The sequence below is a fragment of the Parapedobacter sp. genome (assembly GCF_035556095.1).
GTDB lineage: Bacteria > Bacteroidota > Bacteroidia > Sphingobacteriales > Sphingobacteriaceae > Parapedobacter.
The window spans coordinates 56,603-77,440 of the sequence record NZ_DATMFT010000016.1; the positions used below are offsets into that span (position 1 = coordinate 56,603).

General features: G+C 49.0%; 15 protein-coding genes. 14 read left to right on the top strand and 1 reads right to left on the bottom strand.

Annotated features, from left to right (window positions below; genetic code table 11):
* Window positions 1-2 precede the first annotated feature (2 nt).
* The gene (locus VNQ80_RS07395; protein WP_325637026.1) at window positions 3-821 is read right to left on the bottom strand and encodes a sigma factor-like helix-turn-helix DNA-binding protein; all 819 of its coding nucleotides are present in this window, start codon (window positions 819-821) and stop codon (window positions 3-5) included.
* Window positions 822-1,132: 311 nt separating this feature from the next.
* Here VNQ80_RS07395 and VNQ80_RS07400 point away from each other — a divergent pair, with 311 nt between their 5' ends.
* The 14 genes from VNQ80_RS07400 (at window position 1,133) to VNQ80_RS07465 (ending at window position 20,810) form a co-directional block, all read left to right on the top strand.
* Complete coding sequence (locus VNQ80_RS07400) at window positions 1,133-1,357, top strand: helix-turn-helix transcriptional regulator (protein ID WP_325637028.1); 225 nt, start codon at window positions 1,133-1,135, stop codon at window positions 1,355-1,357.
* Window positions 1,358-1,453: 96 nt separating this feature from the next.
* Window positions 1,454-1,732 (top strand): 30S ribosomal protein S15, encoded by a 279-nt coding sequence (gene rpsO / locus VNQ80_RS07405; protein ID WP_325637030.1) that lies wholly within the window; start codon window positions 1,454-1,456, stop codon window positions 1,730-1,732.
* 285 nt (window positions 1,733-2,017) lie between these two features.
* Window positions 2,018-3,433, top strand: coding sequence for a sugar MFS transporter (locus VNQ80_RS07410; protein ID WP_325637032.1), 1,416 nt, complete (start codon window positions 2,018-2,020; stop codon window positions 3,431-3,433).
* 153 nt (window positions 3,434-3,586) lie between these two features.
* Window positions 3,587-4,489 (top strand): AraC family transcriptional regulator, encoded by a 903-nt coding sequence (locus VNQ80_RS07415; RefSeq protein WP_325637034.1) that lies wholly within the window; start codon window positions 3,587-3,589, stop codon window positions 4,487-4,489.
* 164 nt (window positions 4,490-4,653) lie between these two features.
* Complete coding sequence (locus tag VNQ80_RS07420; RefSeq protein ID WP_325637036.1) at window positions 4,654-6,111, top strand: BNR-4 repeat-containing protein; 1,458 nt, start codon at window positions 4,654-4,656, stop codon at window positions 6,109-6,111.
* Between the two features lie 33 nt (window positions 6,112-6,144).
* Window positions 6,145-8,841: a DUF6797 domain-containing protein gene (locus tag VNQ80_RS07425; RefSeq protein WP_325637038.1), complete on the top strand. Its 2,697-nt coding sequence runs from the start codon at window positions 6,145-6,147 to the stop codon at window positions 8,839-8,841.
* 11 nt (window positions 8,842-8,852) lie between these two features.
* A complete protein-coding gene (locus tag VNQ80_RS07430) occupies window positions 8,853-9,821 on the top strand; it encodes a sugar phosphate isomerase/epimerase family protein (protein WP_325637040.1) in 969 nt (322 codons plus the stop codon).
* Between the two features lie 167 nt (window positions 9,822-9,988).
* Window positions 9,989-11,371, top strand: a complete 1,383-nt coding sequence (locus VNQ80_RS07435; protein WP_325637042.1) for a hypothetical protein — start codon at window positions 9,989-9,991, stop codon at window positions 11,369-11,371.
* Window positions 11,368-12,198, top strand: coding sequence for a sugar phosphate isomerase/epimerase family protein (locus tag VNQ80_RS07440; protein ID WP_325637044.1), 831 nt, complete (start codon window positions 11,368-11,370; stop codon window positions 12,196-12,198). Before VNQ80_RS07435 ends, VNQ80_RS07440 begins: the two co-directional genes overlap by 4 nt.
* A 13-nt stretch (window positions 12,199-12,211) precedes the next feature.
* Entirely contained in the window at window positions 12,212-13,354 is a 1,143-nt protein-coding gene (locus VNQ80_RS07445; RefSeq protein WP_325637046.1) for a Gfo/Idh/MocA family oxidoreductase, read from the top strand.
* A 22-nt stretch (window positions 13,355-13,376) separates the two neighbouring features.
* Window positions 13,377-14,147, top strand: a complete 771-nt coding sequence (locus VNQ80_RS07450) for a 3-ketoacyl-ACP reductase (protein WP_325637048.1) — start codon at window positions 13,377-13,379, stop codon at window positions 14,145-14,147.
* Window positions 14,148-14,245: 98 nt separating this feature from the next.
* Entirely contained in the window at window positions 14,246-15,463 is a 1,218-nt protein-coding gene (locus VNQ80_RS07455) for an MFS transporter (protein WP_325637050.1), read from the top strand.
* A 181-nt stretch (window positions 15,464-15,644) separates the two neighbouring features.
* Window positions 15,645-18,899, top strand: a complete 3,255-nt coding sequence (locus tag VNQ80_RS07460; protein WP_325637052.1) for a TonB-dependent receptor — start codon at window positions 15,645-15,647, stop codon at window positions 18,897-18,899.
* A gap of 12 nt (window positions 18,900-18,911) precedes the next feature.
* Window positions 18,912-20,810 carry a RagB/SusD family nutrient uptake outer membrane protein gene (locus tag VNQ80_RS07465; RefSeq protein ID WP_325637053.1) on the top strand — a complete coding sequence of 633 codons (1,899 nt, stop codon included), beginning with the start codon at window positions 18,912-18,914 and terminating at the stop codon, window positions 20,808-20,810.
* The last annotated feature ends 28 nt before the right edge of the window (window positions 20,811-20,838 follow it).

Here is a 20,838-nt window from a genome sequence, read left to right on the forward strand (position 1 = left end):
GTTTAGGCCGATTGTTTCGCTTTATTGATGACCGCATAGGCCTGCACGAAGAGCGACTTCACCCGTGTGTCGTCCAGTTGCAGCGCCGCGGCGATTTCCTCAAAGGAATACTGCAGGTCGTACCGCATGGCCAGCACCTGCGCCTGCTCTTCGGTGAGCATGCCTTCGGCGATGAGTGGTTTGGTGCGGGTGGCGCTATCCAACTTGGTCGTGTCCGCGAGGGCAGCTTTCAGGTTGGCAATGCATTGCTCCACGCGTTGGGCAACCTCGTAATCCGAGATGCCGCCGAGGTGGTAGGCTATCCGTTCGTAGTTAAAGCTGTACCGCAGGCACAGCCGAAGAAATAGCTGCTGCTGGTCGGTCAGGTTGGGCAACAGTCGGTTGACCTGCGCCAGCTGCCGTTGTTTTTCTGCTTCCAGTTGTTCGAGATATACGGCGTCCTCCTCGGCTTCGTCCTCCAGTTCGTTACCCAGCATAAATTCCTGGAAATCTTCGATGCCATCCAGCCGCAGCATGCTACGGTGGAAACGGTTGAGGCTCTTCCGGTAGTAGGCCATGCCCGCTTCGCGGAGTTGCTGGCCGAGGAACTCGTGCAGGTGGGCTACATCGCGTATGACGTCGCGCATGAGCCACAGGCGGAGAAATCCCTCCTGCGCAATGGTATTGCCCACCATATCGTCCTTAACGAACCGCTCGGCCCGCCATGCGTAGTGGTCGTAATGGGCGCGATAGAAATAATTCAGTCCGGTTTCGTCGCCCGTCTTGAACCGATGGAATGCCTCGGTCGCATTTTTTCGTGTTTGGCGATTGGTTTTCAACATAATCCGGTTCTTGGTTTAAAAATTTTGAAATAGATATCTCCCTAACAACAATGAGTCGCTATTTAGGGACTTAGGCTATCCGCTGTCTCTGGGAGAACGTGGGATGTTGGCGTGGGCGGATGCTATTCGGGCGAGCACTTTACGGTGGCCAACAGGCTCCGGAAGTGACGGTGCGTTCTTGATGTGTAGTCTGGTTGCTTTTTCACGATCTTGTATAATTTGGTCCTCTTTGGTGAAACAAAGGTATGTGTTTTATTTTTATTAAACAAATATGTTTAGTGTGAATTTCAAACATTTCCCTTGTTTGCCGAATGGCAATAGATATTCAAACATTCAAAACCCAGTTGGGCCAGCGTATCCGGGTGCTTAGGGAACGCCGTGGACTTACCCAGATGGAGCTTGGGGCATTGATGGATAAAGATTTCCAGGCAATCAGCCGGATGGAAAAGGGGCGGGTCAATCCGTCGGCTTATCAAGTGTATGTGCTGGCGGGAGCGCTCGGCGTGCCTATCGAGGAGTTTTTTGATATGAAGTAAACCCATTTGCACCGTAACTAAATTTGGCGTACCTTTGCGGCCGTTAATTATTTTTTTATTGTTTCATTAAGTTCACGCTTTAATATTATTCAAGTAATGTATTTAAGTAAAGAGTACAAAACGGGCATTTTCGCTGAATTTGCAGGAAATGCAACCAACACCGGTTCCGCGGAAGGACAGGTGGCGTTATTTACCAAACGTATTGCGCACCTCACGGAGCACCTGAAATCGAATCGCAAAGATTTCGCAACCCAGCGTTCATTGCAGAAGCTGGTCGGTAAACGCCGGGCGTTGTTGAAATACCTTTTCCATAAGGACATCGCACGCTACCGTGCCATCATCAAGGCATTAGGTCTGCGCGACATCATCAAATAATTGCAAGTAGCGTTTTCAATAGAAAAGCCATCCGCCAACCAGCAGATGGCTTTTTTGATGCCCAAGACAGCGCAGGTTATGTGACGAGACGTGTTACCTTTTGGGTTTATCAGGCATTTGCCAACGGGAAATTGCCACTTTTTCCATTCGAATGCAACGGCTAACTAGGTGTGGAGCCGGGGTCGCCGGTGTTGACATACACAAAAAAGTGACTCACTTCAACTTGTATACACAAGATTGTTTTCTTATGTTTGTATCCTTATAAATCCAATTGTAAACGATGTTATGACTCAAGTGGAGAATAAACCAAATTACCGAGTGGCTCTTTCTACGTTGACCACGTTATTTTTTATGTGGGGGTTCATCACCTGCATGAACGATATCCTCATCCCACACCTGAAGGAGCTTTTCCAGCTGACTTATTTTCAGGCAATGCTCGTACAGTTCGCGTTTTTCGGGGCGTATTTCGTTGGATCGGTAGTTTATTTTCTCGTTTCCTATCTTTATGGAGATCCCATCAATAAAATTGGTTACAAGGGTGGGATTATCATCGGTTTGGTGATTTCGGCATTGGGATGTGTGCTTTTTTATCCTGCTGAAACGATGGCGGTGTATCCCATGTTTTTATTGGCACTGTTTACGCTGGGCCTGGGGTTTACGCTATTGCAGATTTCGGCTAACCCCTATGTAGCCATCCTGGGTCGCCCTGAAGGGGCGTCGAGCCGGTTGAATATGGCCCAAGCGTTCAACTCGTTGGGCACGACAATCGCGCCTGTTTTGGGCGGATATCTTATTTTTGAGTTTTTCGCGGAAGGCGGTGAAATTACGGCGGAGGCAACGAAGGTTCCATACCTGATTTTCGGATTGTTGTTTGTATTGGTAGCCGTGCTCGTCTGGTTCGTGCGGCTGCCGAAATTCCAGGCCGAAGAAATAGAGGGGGGTAAACTGGGTGCTTTGGCATTCCCGCAATTACGCGGGGGCGTAATCGCTATTTTCTTTTACGTGGGTGCTGAAGTTGCTATCGGAAGCCTGATCATCAGTTTTATCAGTCAGCCGGAAGTGATGGGTGTGGGTGAACATGTTGGGAAAAATTACCTTGCACTCTACTGGGGAGGCGCGATGATTGGGCGGTTTTTGGGGGCAATCTCATTGAATGATAAACTAAAGGGAGGACGGAAAGTACTGTATATGGTCGTTGCCGCGATGCTGGTCTTCCTCTTGATATACAGTATCGTTGATTTGACATTTGTGCAGATTTCTGCATTTTTATTGTTTGTCTTGCTCAACTTCGGTGCTTTCGCGGTTGGCCGGTCTATGGCGGCCCGCACATTGCTGGTCTTTGCGCTGGTAAATATCGGTTTATTGCTCGCCACCGTGTGGGGTAGCGGCAGTTGGGCCATGTGGGCACTTTTGGCAGTTGGTTTGTTCAACTCCATCATGTGGTCCAATATCTTCACGCTGGCTATTACCGGATTGGGCCCACATACGAGCCAAGGAGCTTCTTTATTGGTAATGGGTATTCTTGGCGGTGCCTTAATCCCACTGTTGCAGGGATGGATGGCCGATACGGTAGGGCTTAAGCCATCGTTTATCATTCCAGCCTTATGTTACGCGTATATTGCTGGGTATGGGTTGTATTGTGGCCGGAGGTTGGGTGCGGTTAGGGAATCGGAGCCGGTACAGGAAGGCATCGCTAAGTAGTTTTTGTGCTTTATGCGGGTTGCTTTCGGCAGTTTTAGTAATCAGATGGCGTATTATTTGATTGCCCTACGTGTTTAATGGTTGTTTTAATCACGTCGGGCACATAGTTGTTCGCATGAGAGATACTGTTTAACCTTAAAAAGTAGCGTACGAATGACCGATCGTATAAAGACGTATGGATTACCACCGGGAGGTGAAGTCCTCCACGATTTTCAAATCTATGAGGTAAAGGGTGGAGAAATAGATAATAAGCATTATCCACATAAAACCGATCGGCCGCACCGGCATAGCTATTATGAAGTATGCGTTTTTATCGATGACGGTGGTAAACACGAGATTGATTTTGTGACTTATTCAATCCAATCCAATAGTGTCCATTTTCTTTCCCCGGGGCAGGTGCACCGTATTTTTAGAAATGAAGATTACCACGGTTACCTGATTGTTTTTTCCAGTGAATTTTTTCCATTGGGGTCAACGCGGCAGGAAGATCCACTCTTTTATTTCCCGTTTTTCAATAACCCGACCATGCTGCCCATCTTGGGTTTAGACGAAAGCTCTTTCGAAGAGATCTTACTAATTGTCCGTCAAATGGAGAAAGAGAGTCGCCTCAAACAGCAGTCGCATAGTGAGATTTTGAGAACCTATCTGCAGTTGCTGCTTTTAAAATGCAAGCGACATTATATGTGGAAATTTGCGGAAAAGCAAAAAATGAATACGCCCGATTTTTCGCAAGTCCAGCAGTTCAATATGCTTGTTGAGAAAAAGTTCACGGAGCATCTCCTGATTCAAGATTACGCAGAAATGCTGGGTACATCGCCCGCGATCCTCAATAGGTCCGTAAAAAAAATAATCGGTAAAACAGCCGCGGAGATCATCGTCGACAGGCTTATCTTACAAGCCAAACGTTTGTTGATTTATACCGATCTTTCCAACAAGGAAATTGCTTTCAGCTTAAACTATACAGACCCTTCCTATTTTACACGTACGTTTAAAAAGAAGACGGGCAAGAGCCCCTCCCAATTCAGAAAGGAGCTAAACGAAAAGTACCAGCATTAATATAAAAAGTGCATAGTCGACTTAACGGAGAGCGGTAGATTTGAATTCTATTCGGTAAACTGATGGTCGACCCACCAATTATAACATGATCGGGGTTGGTTTTCAAAAGTGCGCCGTTGGGTTTGTTTGGCAATAACTGATGTATAAACTTAATAACACAACAGATGAACTTGATTAGATTTGCTTGTTTTCTCGCCGTTTTTTCCTTTTATGGCTTATCGGCTGTCGCACAACCCTACCCGTCATTAAATAACGAAAAGGTTGATGGGTATCAGGGTATTTGGTTCACGTTGGGGCAATTTTCGGAATATGGGGATAAATATTCCGGCGGCTTGGGAACCTATACCGCCAAGCATATTCCACTGGCTATCTATTCGCCAACGGTAGACAAAACGTTCTTTGTTTACGGCGGGATCGTAAAAGACCGGGTGAGTGATGCTGATCCAACCGATCCCAAAGCAAAGGCGAAGGGTGATTACTTGGTCTGCATGATCGGAAGCTACGACCATAAAACGGGTACTGTTGAAAAACCTACAGTCGTATACGATAAAGGGGGTGTTTTCGATCCACACGATAATCCGTCCATAGCCATGGATTCAGATGGGTACATCTGGGTGTTTGTGAGCGGGAGAGGGCGCGGTCGGCCGGGATTTATCTATAAAAGCAGTTTGCCGAATTCCATCGATAAGTTTGACATGATTTCGGAACGGGAAATTACCTATCCGCAACCCAAATATGTTGACGGGGAAGGCTTTTTGCACCTGTTTACCAAGTATCTTGGCGTTCGGTTGTTGTACTTTAGTACGAGTAAGGACGGTGTTGAGTGGACCGATGACAAACAACTTGCAGCCATAAAACGGCCGGAAGACAAGAATGGCGGCCACTATCAAATCAGCGGTCAACTCGGAGAGAAAATCGTGTTTTTTTATAACTGGCATCCAAATGGAAACGTAGACCGCAGAACGAATATCTATTATCTGCAAACTACTGATTTCGGCCGTACGTGGACTACCGCGGAGGGCACGCCGGTGTCCACCCCCGTGACCGAGGTTGACAACCCTACCTTAGTCAGGGAATTCTTCTCAAAGGAAGAAAATGTATATATCAAGGACGTTGCCTTTGACAAGAATGGCAATCCGGCGGCACTATACCTTTCGGGCGCTGGGCACCAACCCGGGCCCCAAAACGGAATGCGGGAATGGCAGGTAATCCATTGGACGGGAGAAAAGTGGGAAAATCACACCATAACGACTTCGGATCATAATTATGATACCGGTAGCTTATGGATTGATGGGGATAAATGGGTTGTGATAGCGCCCACCGAGAACACACCCCAGCAATGGGGCGGTGGCGGCGAGCTCGTGCTCTGGGAAAGCAAAGATAATGGCAAGACTTGGAAGTCGAAAAAGCAGATTACCAAGAAAAGCGAGTTAAATCACAACTACGTGAGAAAAGTAGTGAATGGAAAAGATCCATTTAAATACTTTTGGGGTGATGGCGACCCCCATACCCACAGTGAATCCCATTTATATTTTGGCGATTCCAAAGGAAGGGTCTGGCAGTTGCCTTACACGATGGATGCAGATGACGTAAAGCCGGAAAAAGGGCTGCGAAAAAAATAAATTCAATACGTATCATTCGAAAACGAAAAAACAGTGGTGCATATACGGCTTTTTCTGGGTATAGCGGCGTTCTTCATCCTTGCTGGTTGCGGGGGACGGCATCCGGTTATTACAACCAATGATTTCGAGACCGCCGAAATCGGACCGTTTGTCGAGGAGGGGTTTCCTTTTATCACGGGGCCATTGAATTCCGATAAACTAGGTCCGGGCTTCCCGAAACGTAACCGCTCCGCCAGGACATTGTCAATCAATCTTGGTGACAGTGCCTACGTGGGATTTGACATGGATTTACTCCGGTGGTCGGTGGCCTGGGATGGCGAATTCTTACCCATGGTAACCATGTCCCAAATTTCATATGACGACTTTTTCAATAAGGGGGATAAGATCCCGTCGATCTTGGGTACGCCCAGGATAGCCACGGGTGAGTATGCGGGGTGGACTATTGACACGCCAAGCTTTTCGGACCCCAGGAATCCGTCCGGCAATGCAGACCCCCATCGATATGGGCCAATACCGGAACAGATCGGTAGGTGGAATGGCATCTATTTAAAAGGAGATGATGTTGGATTGTCCTATACGATAGGGACGACAAACATCATGGAGCACCCCAGCAGCATACGTTTTGGGGAAGAAACTGCCTTTTCAAGAACGTTCAAATTAGATGAACTGCAACGGGCATTGTATCTCAATGTCGCCGAGGTGGGGAGTGACTCATACACCGAGGCAACAGGCGCTGTTCTGTATATCTACCACGGAGAAGCCCGAGACACCGTTACGGTAATCGGGGTGGTAACGAATCACGAGAAAGATTTGGCGCCGGCAATTGTGGATAACAAATACGTTACGGTGCTTTTCCCACGAGCCACTGATCCTTTGGAGGCCACCGTGCTGATGTGGAACGGTCCAGCAGAAAAGAAAGGTGCGTTCTTGGACATATTGAGCGAAGCTAAAACCAAGATGCCCGATTTCAGTCGCGGGGGACCGGCTTACTGGAAGGAGACCGTTTATACACAAGGAGCATTATCACCTGATACGGCTGCCTATGTTACCGATATCCTAACGCTTCCGCTACCCAATCCATGGAAGCGGAATGTACGGGTGGCTGATGCGGCTTTTTTTGATGGCAAGCGTGCGGCGGTGGTTACTTTTTCCGGCGATGTTTGGGTGGTGGAAGGGATAGACAAGAGCTTGAAGCGACTGAAGTGGCGCCGGTTTGCTTCAGGGTTGTATGAGCCCATGAGCATCGACGTGGTGGACGGTGTGATTTACGTCTTTGGAAAAGAAGGTATTGTGCGGCTGCACGATCTGAACCGTGATGGGGTGGCCGATTTCTATGAAAATTTCTGCAACGGAATGGAGCAGTCGCTACATTCGCGTGAATGGGCAGCAGATATGGTTTCCGCACCTGGCGGCGGTTTCTACATTGCAAAAGGGGGTATTGGTGGCTCTTCGCAGCGGGGTACCATCCTCAAGGTGTCGGCCGATGGGCGAGAGGTGGAGACCATTGCATCGGGGTTGAGAGGGCCATATATCGGTATCCATCCTACTAAAGGTATCCTGTCTGCTTCAGATCAACAAGGCAATTACGTGCCCTCTACACCGTTGTTGCTGGTGGATAAAGGCGACTACTTCGGTTTTCCCACTGCGCCTGAGCATCGTCAGGCACCCATCAAAACACCGCTGGCTTGGATTCCACACCGTGTCGATCGTTCGGGTATCAGTCAGACATGGATTACAGGCGGAAAGATGGGACCGTTAGACGAGCAAATGATTCATTTTTCATTTGCCCGCCCAGGCTTGTTCAAGGTACTCATCGATACTACTTCAAGCACACTCCAGGGAGGTGTTTCGTATTTGCACGCAAACTACCCGGCGCCAACGCAAAAAGGAACGATAAACCCGGCTGACGGCCAATTGTACATAACTGGATTTAATTTATGGGGCTCGAGTTCCAAAGGTGTAGCGGCATTTGTTCGCTTGCGATATACCGGCCTGCCATTTTATTTGCCTGAACGATTCAAGGCGGGCGAGCAGGGAATTGTCCTGCGATTCGGTGTAGCGCTGGATTCGACAGTAGCCATGAACCCGTTGAATTTCCAGGTCAAAAGGTGGAATTACAAACGTACCAAGGAATATGGGTCGGGCCACTTCAAACTCGATGATACACCGGGAGAGGAATCGATGCCTGTATATGCATCATATATCTCTGCCGACCGTAAAGCAGTTTTGATTGTTGTGCCGGGTATGGAGGAGGTGATGCAAATGGAGGTGTTGTATAACCTACGGTCAACAGATGGTGCTGCGTTGGAGGACGGTCTTTGGTTTACCGTGAACGAGGTGGACAAAATCAATTTGGCTAGGGAAGGGTTTCGCGGGCCCATCGATTTGTCGATAAACCGTGCTGCAAGTATTTCGGCGGAAACTGCCGAGGAGCGTCCGTCCCAAGAAAAAGGCGCTCAACTTTTCAGGGCAGTGGCATGTGCAGGTTGTCATTCCCCCGGTGTCGACACCGATGGGTTTTACGGCCCTCCGTTTAAGGATATATTCATGTCGGAGCGCCAGTTTGCAGACGGTACCTCGGGAATTGCCGACGAAGATTATATCCGCGAATCCATATTAACGCCTGCTAAAAAAATTGTAAAAGGATACGATGCCGAGATGCCTTCTTATTTAGGGATGCTCTCTGATAGCGATATCGAATCGCTTGTGTTATATATTAAATCTTTATAGTCGATAATCCGATGGCACCCGTTCAACACTACCAACAGTTGTCGCGTAGAAACTTCATTAAGCAAGCCGCAGTTGCTGCTGCCGTGCTGCCTGTGGTATCGCCCGGTTTTTATCCAAAAAATAGGGCGGAAGGAGAAAAGGCATTGGAAGTGCATATTTTTTCAAAGTGCCTGCATTTTCTCGACTATGAGCACATGGCGGAGTTTGCCGCAAGGGTAGGTTTTGATGGGGTCGATCTCACCGTACGACCCGGCGGACATGTTGTGCCGGAAAAGGTAGCTGACGACTTGCCCAAAGCGATCGGCGAAATACAGCGAGCGGGTTTACAATCTACCATGATTGCTACTGCGATGGCAGATCCAGCGGATACCGTGGGACGTAACGTTTTGGAAGTGGCGGCGAGCCTTGGCATCTCTTTTTATAGGACAGACTATTTCCAATACCTAAAAGACAAGAGTATACCCGAATCGATCGGGTTTTTCCAAAAGCGAGCCAAGGAACTAAGCGAATTGAATAGCAGGCTAGCTATCGTAGGATGCTACCAGAATCACGCCGGGCTTATGATGGGCGCCTCGTTGTGGGAACTATGGGATGTTTTGCAGCATGCGGACCACGACTACCTTGGGGTGCAATATGATGTCCGCCATGCAGTAGTAGAAGGTGGCAGGTCTTGGGTAAATGGCCTCAAGTTGATACAACCGCACATAAAGACGATTGTGGTCAAAGATTTTAAATGGGTTGAACAAGGAGGGCAATGGCGTTCGGTGGGCACACCAATTGGTGAAGGTATGGTTGATTTTAAATCGTATTTTCGGATGCTAAAGGACTTCAATATACAGGTTCCTGCGTCGTTGCATATCGAGTATCCGTTGGGCGGGGTTGAATCGGGGGCAAAACAATTGAAAATCGAACCAGAAGAAGTATTTCGTGCGATGGAAAAGGACCTGTCAACGATTCGCAGGCTATGGCTAGAAGCCTGATGTAACCATCGCTACCCAGATTAATCACGTATTCCTACCATTGTAAACCCAACTGAACAAAAAGTACCAGCTTTAATCAAAAAAGTGCCTATCCCCATCCCCAAGGAAGGGTAAATTTGAACTCTATAAGCTGATTATTAACATTTAACACAAAAAAAGTTTATTGAATGATTAGGATTGATTTTAACCTAATGCCGAATGATTTGGCAGGTCAGTTACGGCGGTTTTGGGAGCTTTCGGGTGAAAAAATCACGGCTATCGAGAACGAGTATGAGCTCGGAAAGGGTTCGCCCGTGTTTACGGTGGGCGGTAAATATACCACCCGCGGTTGGACGGAATGGACACAGGGGTTCCAGTTCGGGTCGTCTATCCTGCAATTTGACGCCACGGGTGACAATGAATTTCTTGAAAAAGGGCGGGAGAAGACGTTGGCACTCATGGCTCCGCATGTGAGCCATATCGGTGTGCACGACCATGGGTTCAATAACGTCAGCACCTATGGTAATCTACTTCGGCTGATGGTGGAAGGGAAAACACCGTTCAACGAATGGGAGAAGAATTTTTATGAGCTCGCATTGAAAGTGTCTGGCGCTGTTCAGGCCAGTAGATGGACATCAATAAAAAACGGCGGCTTCATTTATTCCTTCAATGGTCCACATTCCCTTTTCGTCGATACGATGCGTACCGTTAGGATTTTGATGCTCAGTCATAAACTGGGGCATGTGCTGCAACAGGAAAATGACGAGAAAGTAAACCTGTTGGTCCGTGGGTTGCAGCATATGCGAGCCACGGCAGATTATTCCGTCTTTTACGGTGAAGGGCGAGATAGCTATGATATTTGGGGTCGAACGGCTCATGAAAGTATTTTCAATACCAATGACGGGAATTTCCGCAGTCCCAATGCACAGCAGGGTTATACTGGTTTTTCTACCTGGACAAGGGGGCTTGCTTGGGCAATGGTCGGATTCGCTGAACAGTTGGAGTTCCTCCATACCGTTTCCGCCCAGGATCTGGCAGCTTATGGGAACAGAGAAGAGATTGAGAAATTCATGCTCAGGGCTGCCGAGGCAACATGTGATTTTTATATTGAACACACGCCTACAGACGGTATCCCGTATTGGGATACGGGCGCTCCTAACTTGCATAAGCTTGGCGATTACCTTTCCAAGCCTGCCGATCCGTACAACGACTTTGAACCCGTAGATAGCTCTGCCGCTGCTATTGGTGCGCAGGGACTGTTAAGGCTGGGGAATTACTTGAAGGAGAAAGGCGCTGAGGAAAAAGGCACTAAGTACTGGCAGGCAGGATTGACGGTTTTGCGTTCGTTGCTGGCTGAGCCCTATTTGAGCACGGATGCAGCTCATCAGGGTATTATTCTCCATTCCATTTATCATCAACCGAATGGATGGGACAATATCCCCGCGGGTCAGCAGATAGCCTGCGGTGAATCGAGCATGTGGGGCGATTACCATGCCCGTGAGGCCGCCCTTTACGTGCAGCGGATCATCGATAATAAACCCTATTATGCATTTTATAATGGTGTGTTATGAGTGCGGGGAAGATAGCTGACCTCAGCAAACTATGCATCCACACGATTACCACGAAGCACTGGTCGATCGAAGAAGCTGCAGAAAACTACAGCCGGGTCGGTGTGAAGGGGATTTCGGTTTGGAGGCAGTTTCTGGATGGCCGGAACATAGCCGATACCGGGGAAATGCTGCGTGCCCACGGTTTGGAGATCGTATCTCTCGTAAGGGGGGGATTTTTCCCCTCTACTTCATCAGCGGAGAGAAACAGCGCGCTGGCAGACAATAGGAAAGCTATTGACGAGGCCGCCGCCCTGGGAGCGCCCATGATTGTGCTGGTGTGCGGTGCGGACCCCGGTCAAACCCTGGAAGTGTCTAGGCAGCAGATTCGGGAGGGTATTGAGGCCATATTGCCATACGCCATCGAAAACGGCATCAAATTGGCCATCGAACCCCTGCATCCGATGTACGCCGATACCCGATCGGCCGTGAACACCATGGCGCAAGCCAACGACATGGCCGAAGCAATCGGTTCGGATTATGTAGGGGTAGCAGCAGATGTCTATCACATCTGGTGGGACCCCGACCTGGAACAGCAGCTTATGCGGTGCGGCCGCAACGGTAATCTGTTTGCATTCCACATTTGCGATTGGATGAGCCCGACTGTCGACTTCCTAAACGACCGCGGACTGATGGGCGAAGGCTGTATCCCCATTCGGAAGATTCGGGGGTGGGCAGAAGCAGCAGGATTCCGCGGATATAACGAAGTGGAAATTTTTTCCGACAGGTTATGGTCGGAAGATCAAAATGAGTTTTTAAATAAAATCGTAGAAAACTACTATCAAAGTTGATATAAAATAGGATATGAGACACCGTGTAGGAATTATCATGAATGGGGTTACGGGCCGTATGGGTACCAACCAGCATCTGATGAGAAGTATTGTGGAGATTATAAAGCAGGGCGGGGTGGAGCTGCCTAATGGGGACACCATTATGCCTGACCCCGTATTGGTCGGCAGGAACCAAGCCAAGCTGGAAGAATTGGGCAAAAGGTCCGGGATTTCCAAAATCTCGACAGACTTGGATGCATTGCTGCAGGATGAAAGTTATACGGTTTATTTTGACGCCCAAACGACGGGGCGACGGGCCGAAGCCATCAGGAAAGCAGTGCAGGCCGGTAAGCATATTTATTGTGAAAAGCCTATGGCCACCGATACGGCCACTGCCTTGGAGCTCTACCAGCTATGTAAGAAAGCCGGCGTAAAAAATGGCGTGGTACAAGACAAGCTATGGCTGCCTGGTCTCCGGAAAATCAAGCGGTTGATAGAAAGTGGTTTTTTCGGGGAGATCCTTTCCGTCCGCGGGGAGTTCGGTTACTGGGTATTTGAAGGAGATACTATACCTGCACAACGACCTTCGTGGAATTACCGTAAAGAAGATGATGGGGGAATTATTGTGGATATGCTCTGCCACTGGCGGTATGTGCTGGATAATATTTTCGGAAAGGTAAAGGCGGTTTCCTGTCTTGGCGCAACGCATATCAAAGAGCGGGTGGATGAACAAGGGAATACATATGCATGTACCGCTGATGACTCGGCTTACGCCACATTCGAGCTTGAAGGGGATGTTATTGCGCACTTCAATTCGTCGTGGACCGTCAGGGTAAGACGGGATGACCTGCTCACGCTGCAAGTAGACGGAACCAAGGGCTCGGCGGTGGCAGGACTGCGGGAGTGCTATATACAGCATTATGGCAACACCCCCAAGCCGGTATGGAATCCTGATATCCCGCAACCTATCGACTTCTATGAGGGGTGGTCTAAGGTTCCCGAGCAGGAACCCTATGACAATGCATTTAAGGTGCAATGGGAGCTTTTCTTGAAGCACGTCGTGCTTGATGAGCCGTTCCCATGGGATATGAAAGAGGGCGCCAAGGGAATCCAGCTCGCTGAAAAAGGGATAGAAAGTTGGGAGAAGCGAGCGTGGGTTGCGATACCGGAATTATAGGTTGGATAAATCAGTTGATCTCATGAAGAAGATAGCATTGGTAACGGGAGGATCCAGGGGGATTGGGCTAGGTATAGCCCGGTCCCTCGCCGGGGCAGGATTCGACTTGGCCATTAACGGGGTGCGGGATGAAATGGATGTCGCCCTGCCGCTTGAGGAGTTGCGGCAATTGGGTGCAGACGTGATTTATTGCCGAGGTGACGTGGGTGATGCGGGAGCACGGCGTGCGATCATGGATAGCGTGAAGGCGCATTTCGGGCAATTGAACGTGTTGGTGAATAATGCCGGGGTGGCGCCGAAAGAACGGAAAGATATCCTGGAAGCCACTGAAGAGAGTTTTGATTACGTGTTGCGGACCAACCTAACCGGCCCGTATTTTCTCTCCCAGGCCGCTGCAAATTGGATGATTGCGCAGAAATCTGCCGATGCCGATTTTGAGGCAGCAATTATCAACATTTCTTCCATTTCGGCTACTGTTGTATCCACGAACAGGGGGGAATATTGCGTAGGCAAAGCGGGCATGAGTATGGCCACGCAATTGTTTGCAGCGCGGTTGGGCGAATACCGTATACCGGTATACGAAGTTCGCCCCGGCATCGTGGCTACAGACATGACCGCGAAAGTAACGGAAAAATATGATAAGCTGATTGCCGAAGGACTTTGTGTGTTGCCAAGGTGGGGGATGCCTGACGATGTGGGCAAAACCGTTTCGGCGCTCGCCACTGGTAATTTCCCCTATACAACGGGGCAGGTTATCATGGTTGATGGGGGGATGAATATTCCCCGGTTGTAGTGTCGGTTTTAGTTAAGTATACAGACGTATTTGAATGATGGGTTTTACCGCCAATGACATGTGAAAATATAGCATTATATAATTAATAAACCTAAGAGATGGATAATAGCATACAATTAAGCCAGATGGAACAAGGGCAACGAAGTTCGAAGCGGTATATCGTTATCACGGCCTTTCTTGCACTCTTTGCAATCGTTGGATTCGGGTTCTACGGACTGCCGTTCTTTTTTGATTTCATCATGGAGGAGCGTGGTTGGTCCAGAACGGTCATTACTTCGGGTAATGCCGTTGGCAAGCTGATTGTCGCCCCATTGTTTGGATTTTTTGCGGGGTGGCTAATCGACCGCTACGGGCCACGGCAGTTGATGATGACTGGCGCTTTGATGCTGGCGATTGCGTTGATCGGGATCGCCTATTCCAGCTCTTTGGAAATGTTTTACCTCTTCTATGTATTCAATGCGTTGGGGTACGTCTTCGGAGGTCCGCTACCGTGCCAGGTGCTCATTTCCCGGTGGTTTAACAAGAATAGAGGGAAAGCCATGGGCATTGCCTATCTGGGTATCGGGGCCGGTGGCGCATTGGCACCTTTGCTCGCTGCCCGGCTTGAATTGTGGTACGATTGGCACGTGGCTTTGGCCATGCTGGGGGTAATCGGGTTTCTGATGGTGTTTATCTTTTCCTATTTCATTAAAGACAAACGGGAAAAGCCTGCACCGGTAGCCCAACAGAAAGTGGAAGGCGGTTCTATGCGGAGTATACTCCGAAGCCGCAACTTCTACCTCTTGGCAATAGGCAGCATGTGCTCGATCGGGGTTGTGGGCGGCATAGGCCAACACATCAAACTCTATTTGAGCGATCTGAACTATTCGCAGACAGAGGCTGCGCATGTGATGTCATTCGTGTTATTATCCAGCCTGATTGGCCGTGTACTGATGGGTTGGCTGGCCGATATCATTAACCGGAAGTATGTCATGTTGACGATCTACCTGATTGTTATGGCATCGATCCCTTTGCTTCTGCTCCCCGACTTTGCCGGCCGTATATATATTTTCGCAATCGTTTTCGGTATCGGGCTTGGTGGCGACTACATGATCATTCCACTGATGGCTGGCGATCTGTTCGGGTTGAAGGCACTCGGTAGGACCATGGGGATTATCCTCGTCGCTGATGGGGTGGCAGAGGCCCTTTTCCCCGTGCTACTGGGGGCATTATATAGCGAAAGTACCGGATATACTTTAGGGTTTTCGCTATTGATCGGAGTCGCATTGCTCGGCGCTATTTTTATCTCCTTCTTGCCAAAGTCGCAGCAAGAATGAGCGGGAATGCGGAACACAATACCTAGGTTAAGATTAAAATACAGTCAAAATAAATGAGTATGGAAAAAGAAAAACTAAAATGAAAGGCAGCTTTTTAGCGTCTTAAGCAATCTAGCAGCTACAGCATTTAAGCGAATGGTAGTGTTATGCTGATTATTAAAAACCAATAAAAACGAAAAATATGAATTCTTATGTAGACCTTAAAGGCCGTACCCGACTGCCTTTGGTAAATCGGGTACTGCGTAATCTCGTAGTAACCACGGTGGCGGTAGTGGCAGCGATGCCCTACGTGTCGGCGGGAATGTTTAGCCCTGCTGATGTCACCTTACACCGACTGGAAACGTCGGTACGGAAGCCCAACAGTATGTTGCAGGATACGGAGGTTCGCGGTACCATACGCGACTCGACAGGATCATTGCTTACCGGTGTATCCATTCACGTTAAAAACCGGACGTCTATCGGTACGACCACCGATCTCAACGGACGCTATTTATTGAGTGTTCCGGCTGGATCCACGCTGACGTTCTCAATGGTAGGGTTCGAGACCCAAGAGATAGCGGTGGGTAACCAAGAAGTCATCGATGTGGTGCTTGTCGAATCCTCATCCATGTTGGATGATGTGGTCGTGACCGCTTTTGGTGGCGCGGTAAAGCGCACGGACATGATCGGCGCCATTACGTCGGTTAAGCCCTCAGATCTCAAAGTGCCATCCAGTAACCTGACCACCGCTTTGGCGGGACGGGTTGCCGGTATGATTGCCTATCAACGAAGCGGCGAGCCAGGTATGGACAATGCGGATTTCTTTATCCGTGGTGTAACCACATTCGGTTATAAAAAAGACCCGCTGATCCTGATTGACAACCTCGAAGTGACCACCACGGAATTGGCCCGTCTTCAACCGGATGACGTAGCGAGTTTCTCGATCATGAAAGATGCCACTGCAACGGCGCTGTATGGTGCCCGGGGGGCCAATGGAGTCATCCTGATTACGACCAAAGAAGGTACCGAAGGGAAGGTGAAAATTAATGTGCGGCTGGAAAACTCGATCTCGGCACCTACACGCAACGTGGAGCTGGCCGATCCCGTTACTTATATGGAGTTGCATAATGAAGCCGTGAAAACGCGGGATCCGTTGGGGGAACAGCCTTATTCCCAAGGGAAGATAGATAACACAAAGGCCGGAACGAATGCGATAGCCTACCCAGCGACTGATTGGCGGAAAGAACTTTTCAAGGACTATACCATGAACCAACGGTTCAACCTCAACCTTTCCGGCGGTGGGAGCGTTGCCCGTTACTACGTGGCTGGAGCGGTTACCAAAGATAATGGCGTATTACAGGTAGATCCGCGTAATAACTTCAATAGTAACATCGATCTGACGAGTTATAACCTTCGCTCGAACGTCAATGTTAACCTGACGAAATCCACCGAATTGATTATCAGGATGAATGGCAACTTTGACGATTACACCGGGCCGATAGCGGGGGGAAAAGCGATGTACCAAATGGTGATGCGTACCAATCCGGTTCTTTTTTCCGCCTTTTATCCACCGGGCGAAGATTATCAGCACGTTACCCATATCATGTTTGGAAATTATGAGGAAGGTAATTACCTGAATCCTTATGCGGAAATGGTGAAAGGGTACCGTGATTATTCACGCTCGTATGTACTGGCCCAGTTGGAGTTGAAACAAGACCTGGCTTTCCTCACCGAAGGCTTGCAATTCCGTGCGTTGATGAATACGAACCGGACCTCGTTTTTTGATGTCAACAGAGCCTATTCGCCATTCTACTACTCGTTAAACGGTTATAACCGGCGTGCGGACACCTATAGCTTATCGCTCATCAATGAGGATGGTGGACGGGAATACCTCGACTATAATGAAGGGCCGAAGGAGGTGAGTTCTATCTTTTACCTGGAGTCTGCGTTGAGCTACAACCGGACATTCGGCGAAAAACATGGTTTGAGCGGCATGTTGGTATACATCATGCAAGAGCGGCTGTCGGCCAACGCGGGGAGTCTGCAGCTCTCCCTCCCGTATCGGAATATAGGTTTGTCGGGTAGAACAACGTATGCATACGATAGCCGGTATTTCTTCGAGTTCAATTTCGGCTATAACGGATCCGAGCGGTTTTACAAAAACAACCGTTTCGGCTTTTTCCCGTCTGCCGGGTTAGCATGGACGATTTCCAACGAAAAATTCTTTGAACCGATTACGTCGACGGTCAACAACCTGCGCGTACGGGCCACTTACGGCTTGGTTGGTAACGATGCAATCGGGAGGCCGGAAGACCGGTTTTTCTATTTGTCGAATGTAGACATGGAGGCCGGTGGAGGCACGTTCGGCCGGGACAATGGCTATTCACGGTCGGGTGTTAACGTAACGCGGTACGCCAATTCGGACATCACTTGGGAGCAAGCCGAGAAGATGAATGTTGCTTTGGAAGTCGGACTGTTCAAGAAATTGGATATAACCGCAGATTTCTTTAAAGAACACCGGACCAATATCCTGATGGAACGGTCGCACATCCCATCAACTATGGGGCTTGGCACCGTCAATGTTATGGCCAATGTGGGTGAAGCCACAGGCCGGGGGGTCGATCTGTCGGCCAATTATTCGCATAGTTTTATCAATGGGTTGTGGCTTCAAGGAATGGGCAATTTCACGTTTGCGCAAAGTGCTTTTAAAGTATATGAGGAGCCGGAATATAGCGAGTCGTGGCAGTCGCGTGTTGGCTATTCCGTCAATCAGGAATGGGGCTACATTGCCGAGCGCTTATTTGTTGATGAGCATGAGGTGGCCAATTCGCCGAGGCAGAATTTCGGTGAGTATATGGCTGGCGATATCAAGTATCGTGACGTCAATCGGGATGGCCAGATTACCGAGTTGGATATGGTTCCCATTGGCTTTCCGACGATGCCCGAAATTGTATATGGATTTGGTCTTTCCGCAGGATGGAAGAACCTTGATTTCAGTGTGTTCTTCCAAGGCCTGGCTAGGGAGTCATTCCGGATCGGCGTTGCCCAAACGGCGCCTTTTCTCAGTCATCGATACAGTCCCTCCGAATTGCCGGGGATAACGCTTCAGAATCAGCTGCTCAAAGCGTATGCGGACGACCATTGGTCTGAAGACAACCGGAACCTCTACGCATTGTGGCCCCGGTTAACTGCCACCACCAATACAAACAATACCCAACGCAGTACGTGGTTTCAGCGCGACGGCAGCTTCCTACGGTTGAAGCAGGCTGAAATCGGATATACGCTGCCCCAGGGCCTCACTGATCGGGTGTGGCTGAATAGCTTGCGTTTTTATGTGAGCGGGACGAACCTGCTATCGTGGAGTAAGTTTAAACTATGGGACGTGGAGATGGCGGACAATGGCTTGGGCTACCCCGTACAGCGCGTTGTCAATTTGGGTTTACATGTTTCATTATAAATGGAGTAGATCATGAAAGAAATTAAAAGAATAGGAATCGGTGTTTTATTGTTGTTGGGTATTTCCTGCAACAGCTACCTTGACGTGGTTCCTGATAACGTGGCAACCGTGGATCATGCATTTAACATGCGCAATACCGCAGAAAAATATCTATTTACCTGTTATCGTTACCTCCCGTCACATGCGAGTTTAGGTGATAACCCTGCCTTTGCAACTGGCGACGAATTCTGGTTTTCCAATTCGTTTCTCCAGTTCCACTCGGCACCGGGATGGCAGATTGCCCGAGGTAACCAGAGCATTGTCTCCCCGATTTTAAACTATTGGGACGGCGTCAGTCAACCGTTCAAAGGTATCCGCGACTGCAATATCTTCATCGAAAATATTGGTAGGGTACCCGACATGCTGGATGAAGAAAAGGACCGGTGGATTGCGGAGGCGAAGTTTTTAAAAGCCTATTATCATTTTTGGTTGATGCGGATGTATGGGCCGATTCCGATCATCCGCGAAAATCTGCCGATTTCCGCGTCGGTTCAAGAGGTCCGTGTGGCGCGGGAGCCGATCGACGATTGTGTGGCCTATATTGTGGAGCTGTTGGACGAAGCCGTAGTGAACCTGCCTGACGTCATTTCGGATGAATTGACAGAACTGGGACGTATTACGAAAACCATTGCCTTGTCGGTGAAAGCGAAAGTGTTGGTGACGGCAGCCAGTCCACTATTCAATGGAAATAACGAGTATGTAGGATTCGCTGGGCCCGACGGACGGGAGTTGTTCAACCAAACGTATTCGACCGATAAGTGGCAACAGGCAGCGGATGCCTGCCGGGAAGCGATCGATGCATGTCATGAGCTGGGTATGAAATTATACACGTTTGAGCTCGGCATCAGTCAGTTTTCGCCGTCGGAAGAGACCATCACCCAGATGAGTATACGGAATAGCGTAACGGAGCGATGGAATTCAGAGATTATTTGGGGCAATACAAATAGTACCGCTGTGGCTTTGCAGCGGCAAGCGACACCGCCGCTGGACCCTACAAACAGCGTAAATGCCAACACACTGGGAAATATGGCGCCGCCAATCAAAATCGCGGAGCAGTTCTATTCGAAAAACGGGGTGCCCATCGATGAAGATGTGACCTATGATTACGCAGGGCGTTTTGAATTGCGTGAGGCAGATGAAGCAGATAAGTATCATCTGCAAACGGGATATACGACTGTTGGGCTCCATTTTGACCGCGAAGAGCGGTTTTATGCCAGCTTGGCGTTCGACGGCGGACTGTGGTATGGCCAGGGCCGATTAGATGATAACGATCAGTGGACCATCCAGGCTAAATTGGGGCAAGCACAAACGCGTGTATCCAATAACCGTTTCTCCGTAACCGGATACTGGCCCAAAAAACTGGTTAATTATGAAAACATCATCGGTGCGGGAAACACCTATACCGTCCAATACTACCCTTGGCCTGTAATGCGGCTGTCGGATTTGTATTTATTGTACGCCGAGGCATTAAACGAACTGAATGAACAACCGAGCGACGAAACCTATGAATACTTAAATAAGGTTCGCGAGCGGGCGGGTTTGCCGACGGTCCAGGATGCATGGACAAACTTCTCCAGACAGCCGGATAAATTCACCACACAGGTGGGGCTGCGGAGTATCATCCAGCAAGAGCGGCTGAACGAGCTGGCTTTTGAAGGGAAACGATTCTGGGACCTGAGGAGATGGAAACGTGCACATATCGAGTTGAATAACCTGATCACCGGTTGGGACATTGACCAAGAGAATCCGGAAACATACTATCGCCAACGTGTATTATTCAACCAGACATTTATGATGCGTGATTATTTCTGGCCCATCCGGGAATCCAACCTGATTGTGAATCGGAATCTGGTGCAGAATCCGGGTTGGTAATGTACTTATGCAAATGATAGTCAAAATT

What these genes read in the sequence shown, in the direction of transcription:
- VNQ80_RS07395 (WP_325637026.1), bottom strand. Translation starts at nt 821, where the DNA reads ATGTTGAAAACCAATCGCCAAACACGAAAAAATGCGACCGAGGCATTC.
- VNQ80_RS07400 (WP_325637028.1), top strand. Translation starts at nt 1,133, where the DNA reads ATGGCAATAGATATTCAAACATTCAAAACCCAGTTGGGCCAGCGTATC.
- rpsO (WP_325637030.1), top strand. Translation starts at nt 1,454, where the DNA reads ATGTATTTAAGTAAAGAGTACAAAACGGGCATTTTCGCTGAATTTGCA.
- VNQ80_RS07410 (WP_325637032.1), top strand. Translation starts at nt 2,018, where the DNA reads ATGACTCAAGTGGAGAATAAACCAAATTACCGAGTGGCTCTTTCTACG.
- VNQ80_RS07415 (WP_325637034.1), top strand. Translation starts at nt 3,587, where the DNA reads ATGACCGATCGTATAAAGACGTATGGATTACCACCGGGAGGTGAAGTC.
- VNQ80_RS07420 (WP_325637036.1), top strand. Translation starts at nt 4,654, where the DNA reads ATGAACTTGATTAGATTTGCTTGTTTTCTCGCCGTTTTTTCCTTTTAT.
- VNQ80_RS07430 (WP_325637040.1), top strand. Translation starts at nt 8,853, where the DNA reads ATGGCACCCGTTCAACACTACCAACAGTTGTCGCGTAGAAACTTCATT.
- VNQ80_RS07435 (WP_325637042.1), top strand. Translation starts at nt 9,989, where the DNA reads ATGATTAGGATTGATTTTAACCTAATGCCGAATGATTTGGCAGGTCAG.
- VNQ80_RS07440 (WP_325637044.1), top strand. Translation starts at nt 11,368, where the DNA reads ATGAGTGCGGGGAAGATAGCTGACCTCAGCAAACTATGCATCCACACG.
- VNQ80_RS07445 (WP_325637046.1), top strand. Translation starts at nt 12,212, where the DNA reads ATGAGACACCGTGTAGGAATTATCATGAATGGGGTTACGGGCCGTATG.
- VNQ80_RS07450 (WP_325637048.1), top strand. Translation starts at nt 13,377, where the DNA reads ATGAAGAAGATAGCATTGGTAACGGGAGGATCCAGGGGGATTGGGCTA.
- VNQ80_RS07455 (WP_325637050.1), top strand. Translation starts at nt 14,246, where the DNA reads ATGGATAATAGCATACAATTAAGCCAGATGGAACAAGGGCAACGAAGT.
- VNQ80_RS07460 (WP_325637052.1), top strand. Translation starts at nt 15,645, where the DNA reads ATGAATTCTTATGTAGACCTTAAAGGCCGTACCCGACTGCCTTTGGTA.
- VNQ80_RS07465 (WP_325637053.1), top strand. Translation starts at nt 18,912, where the DNA reads ATGAAAGAAATTAAAAGAATAGGAATCGGTGTTTTATTGTTGTTGGGT.